Origin of the sequence: Klebsiella sp. D-Nf1 (genome assembly GCF_002810515.1) — a bacterium.
GTDB lineage: Bacteria > Pseudomonadota > Gammaproteobacteria > Enterobacterales > Enterobacteriaceae > Klebsiella > Klebsiella variicola.
Genome location: NZ_PIOK01000001.1, coordinates 86,834 through 103,572 on the forward strand (window position 1 = coordinate 86,834; position 16,739 = coordinate 103,572).

The window sequence follows — 16,739 nt, forward strand, 5'->3', positions numbered from 1 at the left end:
AAGGTCAGGGAAACGGGGGAAACCGGCCATTTTAGCGGCAGAAGATGACAGAAAAATGAAGCGGCGTACCGCGACGCCGCCTTAGGAATGAGGTTTGTCCTGCTGCGGTTTACCGTTAATCATCTCGCACAGCATACCGATCAGCATTAGTCGTACTTTAAAGGGTGAATGGCTAAACACGTTTAAGCACCTCTTGAATTCATTCATCTGCTCTCCTCCTGCCTGTTCACGCCGTCAATCCTTGATGGCTGTTTGCATTACATACAGATATAGCACAGGCTATATTTTATAGCTATGGCTAAAACGTTAATTTTTTGTGCTCTTGGCGCAATCCATTACAATGTGGATCTTTTTATATGATGCTTGACGCGTCACACGAATGAGGAAGCACAATGAACCGTCGCGCAGGTAAGCCAATAACAAAAAAAGTGACGCAGTTAGTAAATGTTGAAGAGCACGTTGAGGGTTTCCGTCAGGTGCGGGAAGCGCATCGCCGCGAGCTGATCGATGACTATGTGGAGCTGATCTCCGATCTGATCAACGAAGTGGGGGAGGCGCGCCAGGTGGATATGGCGGCGCGTCTTGGCGTTTCGCAGCCTACGGTCGCCAAAATGCTTAAACGCCTGGCCAGCGTGGGGCTAATCGAACAGATCCCCTGGCGCGGGATCTTCTTAACCCCGGAAGGGGAAAAGCTGGCCCAGGAAAGTCGCGAGCGCCACCAGATTGTGGAAAACTTTCTGCTGGCGATTGGCGTCAGTCCGGAGATTGCCCGCCGCGATGCGGAGGGAATGGAGCATCACGTGAGTGAAGAGACGCTGGCGATGTTCCTGAAATTTACCCAGAAACAGGGATCCCAGGAAGCATGACTCTTCCCTTCGTTCAGTCGCTGCTGCGCGACCGTTTTTTACACCTGCTGCTGATTATCGCCTGCGTGCTCAGCGCCATCGTGCCGTTTGTCCCGGCAAGCTGGCCGGCGGCCATTGACTGGCATACCATCATCACGCTCAGCGGCCTGATGCTGTTGACCAAGGGCATTGAACTGAGCGGCTACTTTGACGTGCTGGGACGGAAAATGGCTCGCCGCTTCGTGACTGAGCGCCAGCTGGCCATCTTTATGGTGCTGGCGGCGGCGCTCTTATCCACCTTCCTGACCAACGATGTCGCCTTGTTTATTGTGGTGCCGCTGACGCTGACGCTGAAAAAGTGGTGCGCGATCCCGGTTAACCGTCTGATTATCTTCGAAGCGCTGGCGGTCAACGCCGGGTCTCTGCTGACGCCGATCGGCAACCCGCAAAACATTTTGCTGTGGGGACGGTCCGGTCTCTCTTTCGTCGGGTTTATCGGCCAGATGCTACCCCTGGCGGCGGCAATGATGTTGACTCTGCTGGTGCTGTGCTGGTTCTGTTTCCCGGCAAACCGGCTCAGCTACCAGAGTAGCGATAAGGCGCCATCGTGGCAGCCTAAGCTGGTCTGGAGCTGTCTGGGATTGTATCTGGTGTTCCTGACCGCGCTGGAGATGAATCAGGCGCTGTGGGGTCTGGCGCTGGTGCTGCTGGGCTTCCTGATACTGGCCCGGGCGGTGATCGTCCATGTGGACTGGTCGCTGCTGCTGGTGTTTATGGTGATGTTTATCGATGTCCACCTGCTGACCCAGCTTCCGGCGCTGCATCATGTGCTGAGCGGCGTCGGGACGCTTTCCGGCGGCGGACTGTGGCTGACCGCCATCGGCCTGTCGCAGGTGATCAGTAATGTGCCCTCGACCATTCTGCTGCTCAACTATGTCCCGCCGTCGATACTGCTCGCCTGGGCGGTTAACGTGGGCGGCTTTGGCCTGCTGCCAGGATCGCTGGCCAATATCATCGCCCTGCGCATGGCCAGCGATCGGCGGATCTGGTGGCGCTTCCATCTTTACTCCATTCCTATGCTGCTGTGGGCGGCCATCAGCGGCTATTGGCTCTTCAAACTCTGCGCCTAATTTCTGCAGAATTGGGCAAGAAACTGACAGAAACACCCCATTCGCACGCCTCGACTCAGCGGTATAACTATACCGCTGACGTTAATCATCCTGTTGAGGAGAGTGCTATGCGATATCAAAAACTGGGCAATACCGGTCTGTTTGTCTCTGAGCTGTGCCTGGGCACCATGACCTTCGGCGGCGAAGAAGGGATGTGGGGCAAAATCGGCCAGCTGCGCCAGGCCGAAGCCGAGCAACTGGTCGGCAGCGCGCTGGACGCTGGGATCAACTTTATCGATACCGCCAACGTCTACTCGGAAGGGCGCTCTGAAGAGATTACCGGCCAGGCGCTGAAAAACCTGAAAATCCCGCGTGAAAACGTGGTGGTGGCGACCAAAGTGTTTGGCGAAACCGGCACCGCTGGCGTGAACTCTCGCGGCAGCTCACGGTACCACATCATGGGCAGCGTGAAAGAGAGCCTGCGCCGCCTGCAGCTCGATCATATCGATCTCTATCAATTGCACGGCTTCGATCCGGCGACGCCGATCGAAGAGACGCTGTCGGCCCTGGATACCCTGGTACAGCAGGGCCACGTGCGCTACATCGGTGTTTCTAACTGGGCGGCCTGGCAAATCGCCAAAGCGCTGGGCATAGCGGAACGCCTTGGACTCTCCCGGTTTGCTTCTCTGCAGGCCTACTACACTATCGCCGGGCGTGACCTGGAACGCGAGCTGGTGCCGATGCTGCAAAGTGAAGGCCTCGGCCTGATGGTCTGGAGCCCGCTGGCGGGCGGCCTGTTGAGCGGGAAATACCGCCGCGACGGCGAGGCGGAAGCGGGGGGGCGTCGCCTGGCGTTCGACTTTCCGCCGGTGGATAAAGCGCGCGCATTTGATTGCATCGACGTCATGCGGGTGATAGCTGAAGCAAAAGGGGTATCGGTGGCGCAGATTGCCCTGGCGTGGCTGCTGCATCAGCCGGCGGTGACCAGTGTCATTATTGGCGCCAAACGGGCCGAACAGTTGCAGGATAACATCGCTGCGACCGCTATTCGCCTGAGCAAAGATGAGTTGCGCCAGCTTGATGCGGTCAGCGCCCTGCCGCGCGAATATCCGGGCTGGATGCTGGAGCGCCAGGGGGAATATCGTCGTCATCAGCTTGACGCGCAGTAACGCCGTTTCCACTTACCTCTAAAGATCGCCGCTTGCGGCGATCTTTTTTGTTTGTCTGGCTCACAGAAAACGATCCGTCTTTTGCTTCCGTGGCGTATTTTTTGTATATGACTAGTCATGAATTTAAAATGACTAGTCATATACAGAGGCGAACCATGAAAGACACATTACCGGCCGATTTTTTATGGGGCAATTCGGTCTCCAGCATGCAGACCGAAGGGGCGTGGAATGAGGGAGGAAAGGGGATGTCGGTGTACGATATTCGTCAACCGTCAGAGTTCGCCTCGGACTGGAAGGTGGCGACTGACTCCTATCATCGCTTCCGCGAAGATTTCGATCTGATGCAGGATCTGGGCATGAACTGCTACCGCTTCCAGATCGCCTGGAGCCGGGTGTGTCCGGAGGGGGACGGCGAATTCAATGAAGAAGGGATCGCTTTCTACCATCAGTTTATCGATGAGCTTATTGCCCGTGGCATCGAGCCGATGATCTGCCTGTATCACTTTGACATGCCGCTGTCGCTGGCGGAGCGCTACAACGGTTTTACCGACCGCCGGGTCATGGACGACTTTATCCGCTATGGCCAGAAGATGATCGACTGCTACGGCGATAAGGTGAAGTACTGGCTGACCTTCAATGAACAGAACCTCTACCATTCGCCGGAAGCCTTCCTGATCACCGGCTATCTGCGTGGCGATAAAACGTTGCGCGAACTCTACCAGATCCAGCACCACGTGATGATGGCGCATGTCCATCTGACCCACTATCTGCATCAGACGAAGCCGCAGTGCCTGATGGGCGGAATGCTGGCTCACGCGCTGGTCTATCCGGCTACCTGCAAACCACGCGATATTCTCTGCGCTCAGCAACTGGACGAGTTTTTAAACCAGAACCTGCTGCGCGTCTACGCGGGCGAGGGCTATAGCCCGGAGGTGATGCACTTTGTCGCCCGCGAAGGCTTTGACGATATTTATCGCGCCGAAGATATGGCGCTGATGGCAATGGTGAAGGTGGATTATCTGGCGTTCAGCTATTACGCCAGCCGCTCGCTCAATAGCGACGCGATCCCGCCGGGAACGGCGGTCAACAATTACATGCTATTCGGTAATCAGGATAACCCGTACCTGAAAGCGACGGAATGGAACTGGCAGATCGATCCGCTGGGATTTCGCATGATCATCACCCGTTATTACAATGACTGGCGGCTACCGGTGTTCCCGATTGAAAACGGCATCGGGGTGATCGAATCCTGGGACGGTGAACATCCGGTTGCCGATGATTACCGCATCGCCTACCATCGCGACCATATTAACGCCATGAAAGCGGCGATGTTTGAGGACGGCGCGCAGGTGATCGGCTATCTGGGCTGGGGATTAATCGATATTCTTAGCTCACAGGGCGATATGCGTAAGCGCTACGGCGTGGTGTACGTCAATCGTGAGAACCATGACCTCAAGGATCTACGGCGGGTGCCGAAGAAGAGCTATGCGTGGCTGAAGCAGGTGATCCACAGCAACGGCGAAGCGATGTAACGGCGTCCTGGCGGTCAGGTCAAGTATGCTGCCCGCCAGTCACGCACAGAATGTAAAAGGACCGGGAATGACGGCGAAGTATCTGCAAATTGCGCGGGAAATAAAAAAACGCATCATCAGCCAGCAGTATCCTGCCAGCGCACCGCTACCCGACCAGTTTGCGCTGGCGGCGGAGTTCAACACCAGCCGGATGACGATCCAGCAGGCGATGCGTCAGTTAATCGTCGAAGGGCTTATCTACACCCGCAAAGGGCAGGGCACCTTTGTGCGGAAAAATTTCCTCCAGCTGTCGCAGTGGGAACTGCCCGGCAGCGACTATTTTGGCGCCACCAAAACCTGGGAGCATCTTGGCGAGGTACAAAGCGAAGTGGTGCGCTTTGAGGTGCGTTTTCCCAGCGACAAGGAGCAGAGTTCGCTGCTGATTGACGCCGATGCCCCGGTGTATGACTTTGTCCGTCTGCGGCTGCTCAACGGTGAGCCGGTGTCGTTGGATCTGACGGTTATGCCGGTGGGACTGGTGCCGGGGCTCAATAAAAGCCATCTGGAAAGCTCGGTGTTTCGCTATGTGCAGGAGACGCTGGGGCTGAAGCTGATGGGATCTTACCGCGTGGTGCGGGCGATGAAGCCCGATGAACTGGATAAATTACATCTTCACTGCGACGCCACCGACCCGGTGCTGGAGGTTGAGCAGGTTATCTACCTCGAAGACGGTACGCCGCTGGAGTATGCCCACTGCCACTATCGCTACGATCACGGCGGGATTATTCTGGTGAATAACGGCTAGACCGGGGGGCCTGTTTGCGAGCGCTTAGCAGGGCCAGGGTGTTGTCAGGTTTGGTAGCCCGGGGAAATACAGATAAAAAAACGGCGGGCATCAGGCCCGCCGTTTTTCTTGTCATGCAGAACTTAGTTCAGACGCACCGGCATACCGGAGCGGTTCTGGATAGCCTGCTCAACCACGTTCTGATCGACATCAGATTGGCTGGTGATCGCCTGTACCGGCTGAGTCAGGGTGATTGGCACGATTTCGCCGCCCTGGAACTGCGCTTCGGTGGTTGACAGCGGGTTGTGAACCTCAATGTAACGGCTGCCGTCCGGCTCGGTGGTCGCTTTTACCGGCTCATCGATAAATTGTACGCGGGTGCCAACCGGCACGTTATCAAACAGGAACTTGATGTCATCGTTGCGCAGACGCACGCAGCCGTGGCTCACGCGCAGGCCAATACCAAAGTTAGCGTTGGTGCCGTGGATGGCGTACAGACGGCCGATATACAGCGCGTACAGGCCCATCGGGTTATCCGGACCGGCCGGTACGACGGCTGGCAGCGGGTTGCCGGCAGCGATGTATTCGGCATGCATCTTGGCGGTCGGCGTCCATGTCGGGCCGGCTTTCTTGCGTTCGACTTTGGTGGTCCAGTTAATCGGCGTGTCTTTACCTAACTGGCCGATACCGATCGGCAGGACGATCACGGTGTTGGTGCCTTTCGGATAGTAGTACAGACGCATCTCGGCGCTGTTAATCACGATGCCTTCGTGGACGGTGTCCGGCAGAATCAACTGCTGCGGGATGTTCAGGACGCTACCGCCTTTTGGCAGATAGGTGTCCACCCCCGGGTTGGCTTCCAGCATGTTGGACAGCCCCATCTGATATTTCGCCGCAAAGTATTCCAGCGGCTGCTTGTTATCATCAGGAATGGTGATGACCTGATTCTGACCAACCAAACGGCTGCCGTCGGTCGGCAAAGGATAGGTGACAGCAGACGCTGTATTGCAAAAGCCTACGAGGGCGAAGGCTGCCGCTAAGAGTGTAGATAATTTCATAGTCTTTAATGTCGTGTGCGAAATCAACGCCACACAGGCCTTTGTTAATGATTGAGACAGTAGATGGGAGCGCATTATATGTGCATTCCGCTGAACAGGTAAATCAGATGTGTACGAAATCACATTTTTTTCCCTGTCGTCTCGACTGTCGGGGCCTGGCGGACAATGCGACCGCCGCCTCCCACGCGGTTCACAGGGAGGTTATCCTTCCAGTAACCGGTCCTGCAGCGAAGCACGGGCCGGGGCGGTGAGCTGGTACTCTTCTGCCAGCCAGGCGTCGACGCTACCATAGCGCTGGTGGATGGCCGACAGCGCGGCGGCGAGATAGGACTCTTTCACCGTCAGAATATCCGCCAGACTCTGGCGTCCCTGGGGCGTCAGGTCGTTGCCGAGCATCTCCAGCATCCAGGCTTCCACCTGCGTCAGCATACCGTGGGTGAGCAGATACTCCTCCATGACCGTCTCGCTGTCGCATCCGACGGCAAACAGCGTTAGCGCGCAGCCGACGCCGGTGCGATCTTTGCCGACGGCGCAGTGTTGGAGTAACGCCCCTTCAAAAGGGGCCGTCAGCCAGGCAGTGAGCTGGCGATAGGCCGGATTGTTAAACGGCAGCTGGCGATAGAGTTGCAGCATAAACTGTTCACCATTCAGCGCGTTAAGGGTGGCAGCATTCAGCTCGGTGACCTTCGCATTCACATCGCTGATGGGCGGATTGGCTGGCGCGTTCAAATAATGAGTGAGCGGGCTAAGCTTGTCAGGCGTGCGCTGTACCTCTCCGGGGTCGCGATAGTCGAGCACCCGACTGAGCGGCAGCGTCGCCAGGTGGTTGAGATCGTCCGCCGTCAACTGGTTTAGCGCGCCGGAGCGTAGCAGCTTGCCACTGCGTACCGTGCGTCCGTCGGCGGCACGCTGGCCGCCCAGATCGCGAAAATTGATACCGCCCTGCAGGGATAAAAAGGCCGGGTGTCGCGGTAGGCTGGTGGTCATGGGGTTCCTCATAATGACGTACAGAATAACCGTTTGAGCCCTGGTCTGTGGCTCATCTGACAAAGACCTTAGCACAAGCGTCGCGGCGGAATTTACCGCAGGCCGTGAAAAGTGCGTCATTTACTGGCATAATGTCTGCTGTGTCACACCCCTCATTCTCTTTTTTCAGGATATCCCCGTGCTAGTATCCAGCAACGTTACCATGCAGTTTGGCAGTAAGCCGCTGTTCGAAAATATCTCCGTTAAATTTGGCGGCGGCAACCGTTATGGTCTGATCGGCGCCAACGGCAGCGGTAAATCGACCTTTATGAAGATCCTCGGCGGCGATCTCGAGCCGACGCTGGGCAACGTTTCTCTCGACCCGAACGAGCGTATCGGTAAGCTGCGCCAGGATCAGTTCGCCTTCGAAGCGTTCACCGTGCTGGATACGGTTATCATGGGCCACGGTGAGCTGTGGGAAGTGAAGCAAGAGCGCGATCGTATCTACGCCCTGCCGGAAATGAGCGAGGAAGACGGCTATAAAGTGGCCGATCTGGAAGTCAAATACGGCGAGATGGACGGCTACTCCGCCGAAGCGCGCGCCGGCGAACTGCTGCTCGGCGTCGGCATTCCGGTTGAACAGCATTACGGCCCGATGAGCGAAGTCGCGCCGGGCTGGAAGCTGCGTGTCCTGCTGGCGCAGGCGCTGTTTTCCAATCCGGATATCCTGCTGCTCGACGAACCGACGAACAACCTCGACATCGACACCATTCGCTGGCTGGAGCAGGTGCTGAACGAACGTGACAGCACCATGATCATCATTTCGCACGACCGTCACTTCCTGAACATGGTCTGCACCCACATGGCGGATCTCGATTACGGTGAGCTGCGCGTCTATCCGGGCAACTATGACGAGTATATGACCGCGGCGACCCAGGCACGCGAACGTCTGCTGGCGGACAACGCCAAGAAGAAAGCGCAGATCGCTGACCTGCAGTCCTTCGTTAGCCGCTTTAGCGCCAACGCCTCTAAATCGCGTCAGGCGACCTCTCGCGCCCGTCAGATTGATAAAATTAAGCTGGATGAAGTGAAAGCGTCCAGCCGTCAGAACCCGTTTATTCGCTTCGAGCAGGATAAGAAACTGTTCCGTAATGCGCTGGAAGTGGAAGCGCTGGCGAAAGGTTTTGATAACGGCCCACTGTTCAAAGGGGTGAATCTGCTGCTGGAGGTTGGCGAGAAGCTGGCGGTGCTGGGGACCAACGGCGTCGGTAAATCAACGATGCTGAAAACCCTGGTGGGCGAGCTGGAAGCAGATAACGGTACCGTTAAGTGGTCCGAAAACGCCCGTATCGGCTATTACGCGCAGGATCATGCCGAAGATTTCGAGAACGATCTGACGGTCTTTGACTGGATGAGCCAGTGGAAACAGGAAGGCGATGACGAGCAGGCAGTACGCAGCATCCTCGGTCGTCTGTTGTTTAGCCAGGACGATATCAAAAAGCCGGCGAAAGTCCTTTCTGGTGGTGAAAAAGGGCGCATGCTGTTTGGTAAGCTGATGATGCAGAAGCCAAACATCCTGGTAATGGACGAACCGACCAACCACCTGGATATGGAATCGATTGAATCGCTGAACATGGCGCTGGAGATGTATCAGGGCACCCTGATCTTCGTCTCTCACGACCGCGAGTTCGTGAGCTCGCTGGCGACCCGCGTCCTGGAGATCACCCCTGAACGCGTTATCGATTTCAGCGGCAACTACGAAGACTACCTGCGCAGCAAAGGTATCGAGTAATCCCTGTCCGTTACCCGGGTTGCGGCTTACGCCTTACCCGGGCTACGCCTGGTATGTGATCTGTAGTTTGTAGCCCGGATTAGCGTAGCGCAATCCGGGAACATAATAAAATCCAGGCCGGGCAAGGCGTAAGCCGCCGCCCGGCATATCGCTTAGCGCCTCCACTCCGTTCCTTCGACGCCATTCACCAGCAGCTTACGCTTTTCTCCCGCCGGTAATGACAGCCTCAGCGCTTTCCACGCCGGGCGATAGTTGCCGCGAGCGTTGATATTCAGGTTTATGCTGTTGGCGCTGCAGGTCATTTCCCACTCCAGCCATAGCGCATCCCCCTCTTTATAGCCCCAGCTTTCGCCGTCGTCTTCAAACAGCAGACCGCGGGTTGAGCCGGTACCTTTCAGCGGGAACAACTGCAGTTCGCGACGATCGTCTTTTTGCGCATCGACATGGCTGATACGTTCACTGAGCGGCAGACCGGCGCCGGCGCGGACCAGCAGCGGCAGTTTTTCCAGCGGCGCGTCCAGCGTCACCCACTGGCCACCGGCGAACCACTGGTGGCTGTAAAAATCGTACCAGCCGTCCTGATTATCGGGCAGCCATAGCTGGCGCTGACGGGCGCCGGGCTCGACCACGCTGGCCACCAGCAGATCGCGACCCAGCAGGAAGTCATCGCACTCGGCGAAGGTCTGGGTATCGTGCTGGTGATCGAGGAAGGTCGGGCGCAGCATCGGTTCGTCATCGGCATGCGCCTGCCACAGCAGAGTGTACAGATAGGGCAGCAGGCGGTAGCGCAGTTCGATGGCTGAGCGGATCGCCGGGGTGATTTCCGGGTACATCCAGGCTTCATTGACCGTCTGGTCGTCATTCCACGAGTGAATGGTAAAGCGCGGATGCATCACGCCGTTTTGCACCCAGCGCACGAACAGCTCCGGCTCAGGTTTATCGCCGGAGAATCCGCCGACGTCGTGGCCGACGTTAAACAGCCCGGACAGGCTCATGCCTAATCCCATGCGGGTGTTATAGCGTAATGTATCCCAGTTGGTGCGGTTGTCGCCGCTCCAGGTCTGGACGTAGCGCTGCATCCCGGCGCAGCCGGAGCGGGAGATCAGATACGGGCGCTTTTGCGGCGCAAAGCGCTGCTGGGCTTCCATGGAGGCGCGCATCATCAGCAACGGCATCACCGGGCGAATATGTTTAATGGCGATTTCGCGGCCAAAGCCGTAGCAGCGCGCTTCGCCGTCCCACACCTCATACTCGTTATTATCGTTCCAGGTCGAATCGATACCCATCTCCAGTAGCTGGGTGGTCACGCCTTCCTGCCACCAGGCCACGGTGTGCGGGTTGGTGAAGTCGAGATGCGACCCTTCATCGTCCCAGAAGCTGGAGCGCTCCGGCGCGTCGGTTTGCGAATCGCGAATAAAAAGACCGCGCTCCGCCACTTCGCCATAGCGCGGATGATCCTGCAGCAGGCAGGGTTTGATATTGGCGGCAAGCTTCAGCCCGGCATCATGGAACGACTGGCTCATCACTTTTGGCTGCGGCACCTTGTCGTAGTTCCAGTTAAAGACGTAGCGCTTGCCGTTGATCGAGGTATAGCCGGAAGAGAGCTGGAACGAGTCGCAAGGGATCGCGTGCTGCTCGCACAGGCGGATGAAGTTCATCAGCTGATTTTGCGCATCCGGCGCGTCGGTGTAGTGCATGGTGGAACCGCTGTAGCCGAGGCTCCATTTTGGCCCGAACAGGGTTTTACCGGTCAGACGGACGAAAGCTTTGGTCACATCCAGCACTTGTTTACCGGTAAACAGGTAATAATCGATGTCGCCGGCCTCCGCCTGCCAGCGGCGATAGGCGGTGTGATAGTTGTCGATTTCATTACCCAGATCCAGCCAGCAGCTGCTCAGGTTGTCGTAAAACAGGCCGTAGCTGATATCGCTGCGCTGGGTGATGGTAAACGGAATATGTTTATACAGCGGGTCGGTGCTGACGGCATTGTAGCCCATGGCATCGAGGTTACGTATTTCATAGCGCTTACCGTTGCGCTGCAGGTCGCCGGCCTTTTCGCCCAGGCCGTAGAAACGCTCATCTTTACGGCGGCTCAGATAATGGGCGACGCCATCCCCGTGAGCGTTTGCCAGATAGGCGCTGGTGGGACGGTCACTGGCGAGCGTCTGCCACTCACCGGCGTCGTCGCGATAGCTCCACTCCAGCCAAAGCGGCTGGTGGACGGTGACGCGCAGCTGGCGGGTGGCGATGGTCAGCGCGTTATCCTCTTCGATCATCTGCCAGGCCGGGAGACTAAAACCGCTGAGGTCATCCCGCGCACGGCCTTCCCACGGCACATCCTGCTGCGGGGCGATACTCCAGGTGCGATCCAGCGCCAGCTGGCCCTGGCGCTTCAGCAGGACGCGGAACAAATTCTCTTCCAGCACGTACAGGCACAGGGTGTGCTGGCCATCGACGGTCAGTTCAACGTGATGCTCCAGCTGTTGGTGCAAACTCCAGTGTTTCAACGTCTTCATATTTTATATCCACTCTCAGGCGCGCTTGGCGCGACGTTCAGCAATAAATGCCACCAGGAAAACGGCGCCAATCAGGTCAAAGAAACCCATGGCGATAAACAGCGGGTTGAAGCCAATTTTGTCGGCGGTCACCCCGATCAATAACGAGAACAGGAAGCTGGCGATCCATGCCGCGGATCCGCGCATGCCGTTGACTGTCGCCATTTGCCCCTTGTCGAAAGATTCCACCACCAGCGCGCTGAGCATGCAGGAGATGATCTGGTGCCCGAAGCCGCCAATGGAGATCAGGATGATGGTGATATAGGGATCGCGGGTGATGGCGACCAGGGCCAGCGAGATCATCAGAAACGCGCCGGTCACTGAGCTGGCGATAACCGAGTTGACTCGCGTGCAGCCGAACCAGCGAACGTACAGGCGGGTGAGATAGCCGCTGACCACGCTGCCAAGGTCGGCGGCGAGGAACGGCAGCCAGGCAAACATCGCTATCTGCTTCAGATCCATCCCGTGCTCTTTCGCCAGGTACAGCGGTACCCAGAAGCTCAGCACCGCCCAGGCGGGCTCGGCCATAAAGGCGGGGATGGCGATCCCGTAGAAACGTTTGTTCTTCGAGACGGTTTTTAGCGCGGTCAAAAAGGGCAGCTTCACCGGCGGGGCTTCGTTATCCTGCTTGATGTATTCCAGCTCGCTTTTGCTGAGGTTCGGGTGCTTTTCCGGGTTCTGATAGAAAGCCCACCACAGCACCACCCACAGCAGCGCCAGCGCGCCGGTAAACATAAACGCGCCCTGCCAGCCGAAGGAGGCGTGGGCGAAGTAGATGATTGGCGGGGCCAGCATCGCGCCGATAGAGAAGCCGACGCCAGCCCAGCCGGCGGCGATCGGTCGCTCGGATTTCGGGAACCACTCGCCGATGGTTTTGGCGTTGGCCGGCGTGGCGGCCGCTTCAGCGCCGCCCATAAAGAAGCGCAACATAGCCAGGTGCAGCCAGCTGCCGGCCCCGGCATGGGCGATACAGGCCAGCGCCCACAGGGTAGCGCAGATCATAAACCCGAGCTTCAGGCCGATGACGTCGATAAGCCAGCCACAGAGCGGCTGGAAAATCGTGTAAGCCAGCTGAAACGCGCCGACGATCCAGGAATATTGTTCGGTGGTAATGCCGAGGGTCGCTTTCAGTTCCGGGGCGATAATCCCCAGCGAGTTGCGTGTGATGTAGTTGACGGTGACGCCAAGTAAAAACAGGACCAGCACCCACCAGCGCAGGTTTTTTACCACCCGGCGTGTTTTGCTGACCGCGATATCATTGTTGAGGCCTTGACTCATAGCACACTCCACAAGACGTTTGTAGGGGGAAAGTGACGGCCTCTTTCCGTGAGTGGTCACATATTTTTTTTAACTATTTGAATAGTCTAATTTTTATCTCAACATTATTGGTATGACTAGTATGGGAGATGTTGGACCAATTCAGGCTAAGGGAGAAAAATCGTCGGGCATAGCGCTATTTATGCAATTTTTTTCATGAAATGACGAAGATCTCATATTTCGCTGTGATACTTGCTTGCGTGAGGCGCTTTAGCGATTATGAAAATCCTTTCATTTTCCAATCGGAGCTGGATCACAAAATGGATAAAAAGCTGCGCGTTGCCGAAATTGCCGCCCGCACCGGGCTGTCGGCCAGCACGGTTTCACGCGTCCTGGCCGGGAAAGCGAATACCAGTGACAAGGCGCGCCGGGCGGTGCTGGACTGCGCCCGCGAGCTGGGGGTCATGCAAGGGCTGGCCGCCGGGCGTCTGCTGCTCAATAATCTGCTGGTTTTTGCCCCGCAGCGCGCCTTCGATGAGCGGTCGGATATCTTCTACTACCGGGTGATCCAGAGCATTAATAACGCGCTGGCGGCGCATGAAGTGCGCCTGCGCTACTGTGCGCTGGACGAGAACGACAGCGACGCCAATCTGTTTCTTGCCCGCATGAACGAAGCGGAGACCCAGGCCGCGGTGCTGCTGGGGATTGACGATCCGCATATTCATGGCCTGGCGGCGGATCTGGGCAAACCCTGCGTATTAATCAACTGTCGGGATGAAGGGATGCGGCTGCCGTCCGTTGCCCCCGACCATCGTCTGATTGGCCAGTGCGCGGCGCGCTATCTGTTTGATATGGGTCACCGGGCGGTGATGAATGTGATGTGCCTGCGCCGCTACACCATGGAGCTACGGCTGGGAGGGATCCAGGAGGCATGGCGCGCGCGCAATCTACGCTTTACCGCCAGCCGGGATCTCATCAGCGTCGCCAATTTTAGCGCCAGAGAGACGGAAGAGCAGGTGGGGGTCTGGCTCGACGCTTTACAGGGGCGCCCGATGCCCACCGCCTTCCTGGTGGGCGGCGATTTTATGGCCGCCGGTACCGTCAGCGCCCTGCAAAAACGAGGCCTGCGGGTGCCGCAGGATGTCTCGGTAATGAGTATTGACGGGTTTAATCTGGCGGCGATTCAGGAGGTGCCGCTGACCGCGGTGCATGTGCCGCGAGATGAGCTGGGCAGCGAGGCGGTGCATCTGCTACAGCAGCGCCTGCTGCGCCCGGAGGCGCCGCACGGCTCGCTACTGCTGCATGGTACGCTGGTGGTGCGTGATTCGGTACGGCGGATCCGGCCAGGCAAGAGCCATACCGCCGTCGAGCCGCAGGGGCTGTATGACGATTAGGTCGGCATTCCCAGCGCCCGTTTCCCGTGAATATTCAGATCATCAAGGGTGAAGCGGCCCTGCCAGCTGGCTTCATAGTCCTCGCGCGGAAAATCCCCCGGCGAAGCGCCTTTCTCAAGGGCTATTTTCACCTTCTGCGCATAGGCAAGATTCTTCTCGCACATCGGCGCGGCGGGGATGTACATCACGTTGCCCCAGCCCTGCTGATTTTCCACCGGCGCCACTGAGTGAATAACATCGCAGTGCCACCAGACGGAGTCCCCGGCATTCAGCGCCGGAATCGAGCTTAACGCTTTAATTAAGAGCGGGTGCCATTGCTCAGAGATCGGCAGCACTCTGCCCGGCGCGACGCCGCACAGTTCATCTTCCGGCACATCGTCGAGCAGGGGGCGCAGCAGCACATAAGCCATCGCCTCCGGGATAGGCACCACGTGCAGCAGCCCCTGACCCGGGATCATGTCCGACAGCGCGGTCCAGCCCTGGAAGGTGCGGAACACCGAGCATTTGGTGGTGTTGTCGACGGTGTACTCTTCCACTTCGGTACGATGCGCGGCGTCCCACGGATCGTAGGCGTCGATATTGCCATTAAAAACGTTGGCGAAAACCTGCTGATAGGCGGGAAGCAGCCAGCGCTCCAGCGCCCCGGAATCGGTATGCGCCCCCAGCCCCTTTGACGTGGTTCCCGGCGGACGACGACGAATGCGGTCAGGGTAAATCACGCTGACATCCGGATCGAACCAGCGCTTGCCGTCCTGCTCAAAGCGCCACAGGCGGTTGAGGAAGGATTGCACTGCTGCCATTTCATCGCTCTGGCGAGCCTGCATCTGTGAGGGCGACCAGTAGATCGGATAGATTTCCGGGCGCGAGGCCTCCAGCGAGCCGAAGAAGCTGTCGCCAGGCCCTTTGTATACATCATCGAAATGGTTCAGATCGAGGTATTCCAGCATCGCGTTATCCCAGGCCAGCGCTTGTTCGCGCGGGTAGTGGCCTTTGATGACCGCGCAGCCCCGGCGCTTAATCGCCGCGCGCTGCGCATCGCTCACGTTACCCTGGGCGATATCGCTGAACGGGATCGTCGGCCAGACCTCCTGGCCTGCGGCTTTCAGGGCCTCAATCTCTTCCAGGCGCTCTGTGATGCGTGCCGAGAGTTTATCGAATACCGCCTGGACATCGCCGATTTGCGCCCGTAAGGCCTGTTTCATCTGGCGAATTGCCGCTTTGTGGTCGGCAGGTAATGTTTCGTGGGTCGGGAGAGCAGCCATAATAACCTCGCTGTATCTTTCATTCGAAAGTATTAAATCTTACAAACGTTAATTTAAGTTAAAATGGAGTTAATGCAAGTTTAAAATCTTGCTGCGGCGCACAAAATGGAAAAGCCGGGGCGCGCTGCCCCGGCGAAAGGTCAATCGTTGAAGGGGGCGGTGTTATCGAGGACGGCCTGAATGACGTTCAGCGCGCCGTCATGGTTGTTATCGTCAGTGGCGTAGCCAGCGATGGCTTTGATGCTGTCAGCAGCGTTGCCCATGGCAAAGGCGTATTTCACCAGCTTCAGCATTTCGGCGTCGTTGCCGCTGTCGCCGATGGCCACGCACTGCTGCGGCGAAAGGTTCCAGCGTTTGAGCAGGCGGCTGATGCCGTTGGCTTTATGCAGGCCGGGGATGATCAAATCGACAAAACCAAAGCCGCTGGTGGCCGGCTTCATGATCCCATCGAGCGACACGTGCAGCTTATCGATCAGCTGTGGGATCTCGCTGTCCGGCAGGTTGAGGGAGAATTTAAACAGCGTATCGTCGATGCGATGGTAATCACTTATCCGCTGCAGACGGTGGTAGTGCTTTGACATCAGGTCGACGAAGGCGTCCGGGGCTTTATCGCTCACATACGCGCTCTGCAGGCCGCAGGCGACAAAGTTCAGCTGCGGATCGTTAAGTAATTCCCCGATCACCACCTGCGATTCGTGGCGGGTCAGTTCGCCGTGGAACAGCTGCTTCCCATGCTCAAAGACCAGCGCGCCGTTTTCGGCGACGAACGAAATCTGCTCGCGGATTTCCGGGAAAAATGAGATCAGCTGATAGTACTGGTTGCCGCTGGCGACAACAAATTCAATACCTTGCTGTTTGAGCTGCGCAAACTGCGCGAGGAAACGCGGGCGGTCGTACTGCTTGGCGTCATTGAGAAAAGTTCCGTCCATATCGGTGACGATAACTTTAACGGTCATAAGGGGATGCTCCTGGCTTAACTTCGACCAGTAACATTCTAATTACAATGTGATGGGGAGCACAAATTTATTTCGAATGAA

General features: G+C 57.5%; 13 protein-coding genes and 1 pseudogene. 7 read left to right on the forward strand and 7 right to left on the reverse strand.

Annotation, left to right across the window (positions count from 1 at the left end; genetic code table 11):
• Positions 1-81: 81 nt before the first annotated feature.
• Positions 82-207 (reverse strand): manganase accumulation protein MntS, encoded by a 126-nt coding sequence (gene mntS, locus CWM54_RS00425; protein WP_012968653.1) that lies wholly within the window; start codon positions 205-207, stop codon positions 82-84.
• A gap of 185 nt (positions 208-392) precedes the next feature.
• Between mntS and mntR the strand changes: the two genes are divergently transcribed.
• From mntR to CWM54_RS00450, 5 genes are all read left to right on the forward strand, one after another.
• The gene (gene mntR, locus CWM54_RS00430; RefSeq protein WP_008805779.1) at positions 393-866 is read left to right on the forward strand and encodes a manganese-binding transcriptional regulator MntR; all 474 of its coding nucleotides are present in this window, start codon (positions 393-395) and stop codon (positions 864-866) included.
• Positions 863-1,975: an anion transporter gene (locus CWM54_RS00435; RefSeq protein WP_061155244.1), complete on the forward strand. Its 1,113-nt coding sequence runs from the start codon at positions 863-865 to the stop codon at positions 1,973-1,975. The genes mntR and CWM54_RS00435 overlap by 4 nt, the downstream gene beginning before the upstream one ends.
• Before the next feature lie 107 nt (positions 1,976-2,082).
• A complete protein-coding gene (locus CWM54_RS00440) occupies positions 2,083-3,123 on the forward strand; it encodes an aldo/keto reductase (protein ID WP_100695616.1) in 1,041 nt (346 codons plus the stop codon).
• Between the two features lie 155 nt (positions 3,124-3,278).
• Complete coding sequence (locus CWM54_RS00445; protein WP_100695618.1) at positions 3,279-4,655, forward strand: glycoside hydrolase family 1 protein; 1,377 nt, start codon at positions 3,279-3,281, stop codon at positions 4,653-4,655.
• Positions 4,656-4,722: 67 nt separating this feature from the next.
• On the forward strand, positions 4,723-5,439 hold the full coding sequence (locus CWM54_RS00450; RefSeq protein WP_100682080.1) for a GntR family transcriptional regulator: 717 nt from the start codon (positions 4,723-4,725) through the stop codon (positions 5,437-5,439).
• A 122-nt stretch (positions 5,440-5,561) separates the two neighbouring features.
• Here the strand turns inward: CWM54_RS00450 and ldtB are convergent, their stop codons facing one another.
• Both ldtB and CWM54_RS00460 read right to left on the reverse strand, forming a co-directional pair.
• Positions 5,562-6,476 (reverse strand): L,D-transpeptidase, encoded by a 915-nt coding sequence (ldtB, locus tag CWM54_RS00455; RefSeq protein ID WP_100682079.1) that lies wholly within the window; start codon positions 6,474-6,476, stop codon positions 5,562-5,564.
• 201 nt (positions 6,477-6,677) lie between these two features.
• Positions 6,678-7,593: pseudogene (locus CWM54_RS00460) on the reverse strand (tyrosine-protein phosphatase).
• 48 nt (positions 7,594-7,641) lie between these two features.
• On the opposite strand from CWM54_RS00460, the gene CWM54_RS00465 reads away from it, so the two are divergent.
• Positions 7,642-9,234, forward strand: a complete 1,593-nt coding sequence (locus CWM54_RS00465) for an ABC-F family ATPase (protein ID WP_061155238.1) — start codon at positions 7,642-7,644, stop codon at positions 9,232-9,234.
• Between the two features lie 152 nt (positions 9,235-9,386).
• Here the strand turns inward: CWM54_RS00465 and CWM54_RS00470 are convergent, their stop codons facing one another.
• The gene (locus CWM54_RS00470) at positions 9,387-11,750 is read right to left on the reverse strand and encodes a glycoside hydrolase family 31 protein (protein ID WP_100695620.1); all 2,364 of its coding nucleotides are present in this window, start codon (positions 11,748-11,750) and stop codon (positions 9,387-9,389) included.
• Between the two features lie 15 nt (positions 11,751-11,765).
• On the reverse strand, positions 11,766-13,067 hold the full coding sequence (locus CWM54_RS00475; protein WP_061155236.1) for an MFS transporter: 1,302 nt from the start codon (positions 13,065-13,067) through the stop codon (positions 11,766-11,768).
• Positions 13,068-13,366: 299 nt separating this feature from the next.
• On the opposite strand from CWM54_RS00475, the gene CWM54_RS00480 reads away from it, so the two are divergent.
• Entirely contained in the window at positions 13,367-14,440 is a 1,074-nt protein-coding gene (locus CWM54_RS00480) for a LacI family DNA-binding transcriptional regulator (RefSeq protein ID WP_100695622.1), read from the forward strand.
• On the opposite strand, the gene CWM54_RS00485 is transcribed toward CWM54_RS00480, so the two are convergent.
• On the reverse strand, positions 14,437-15,702 hold the full coding sequence (locus CWM54_RS00485; RefSeq protein ID WP_100695624.1) for a DUF1479 domain-containing protein: 1,266 nt from the start codon (positions 15,700-15,702) through the stop codon (positions 14,437-14,439). The two genes, CWM54_RS00480 and CWM54_RS00485, sit on opposite strands and share 4 nt — an antisense overlap.
• Before the next feature lie 140 nt (positions 15,703-15,842).
• Positions 15,843-16,658 carry a Cof-type HAD-IIB family hydrolase gene (locus tag CWM54_RS00490; protein ID WP_100695626.1) on the reverse strand — a complete coding sequence of 272 codons (816 nt, stop codon included), beginning with the start codon at positions 16,656-16,658 and terminating at the stop codon, positions 15,843-15,845.
• Between the last annotated feature and the right edge of the window lie 81 nt (positions 16,659-16,739).

Excerpts from the sequence above, each read along its gene's own strand:
- mntS (WP_012968653.1), bottom strand. The coding sequence starts at position 207 with ATGAATGAATTCAAGAGGTGCTTAAACGTGTTTAGCCATTCACCCTTT.
- CWM54_RS00480 (WP_100695622.1), top strand. The coding sequence starts at position 13,367 with ATGGATAAAAAGCTGCGCGTTGCCGAAATTGCCGCCCGCACCGGGCTG.
- CWM54_RS00445 (WP_100695618.1), top strand. The coding sequence starts at position 3,279 with ATGAAAGACACATTACCGGCCGATTTTTTATGGGGCAATTCGGTCTCC.
- CWM54_RS00490 (WP_100695626.1), bottom strand. The coding sequence starts at position 16,658 with ATGACCGTTAAAGTTATCGTCACCGATATGGACGGAACTTTTCTCAAT.
- CWM54_RS00485 (WP_100695624.1), bottom strand. The coding sequence starts at position 15,702 with ATGGCTGCTCTCCCGACCCACGAAACATTACCTGCCGACCACAAAGCG.
- CWM54_RS00450 (WP_100682080.1), top strand. The coding sequence starts at position 4,723 with ATGACGGCGAAGTATCTGCAAATTGCGCGGGAAATAAAAAAACGCATC.
- CWM54_RS00470 (WP_100695620.1), bottom strand. The coding sequence starts at position 11,750 with ATGAAGACGTTGAAACACTGGAGTTTGCACCAACAGCTGGAGCATCAC.
- CWM54_RS00440 (WP_100695616.1), top strand. The coding sequence starts at position 2,083 with ATGCGATATCAAAAACTGGGCAATACCGGTCTGTTTGTCTCTGAGCTG.
- ldtB (WP_100682079.1), bottom strand. The coding sequence starts at position 6,476 with ATGAAATTATCTACACTCTTAGCGGCAGCCTTCGCCCTCGTAGGCTTT.
- CWM54_RS00475 (WP_061155236.1), bottom strand. The coding sequence starts at position 13,067 with ATGAGTCAAGGCCTCAACAATGATATCGCGGTCAGCAAAACACGCCGG.
- mntR (WP_008805779.1), top strand. The coding sequence starts at position 393 with ATGAACCGTCGCGCAGGTAAGCCAATAACAAAAAAAGTGACGCAGTTA.
- CWM54_RS00435 (WP_061155244.1), top strand. The coding sequence starts at position 863 with ATGACTCTTCCCTTCGTTCAGTCGCTGCTGCGCGACCGTTTTTTACAC.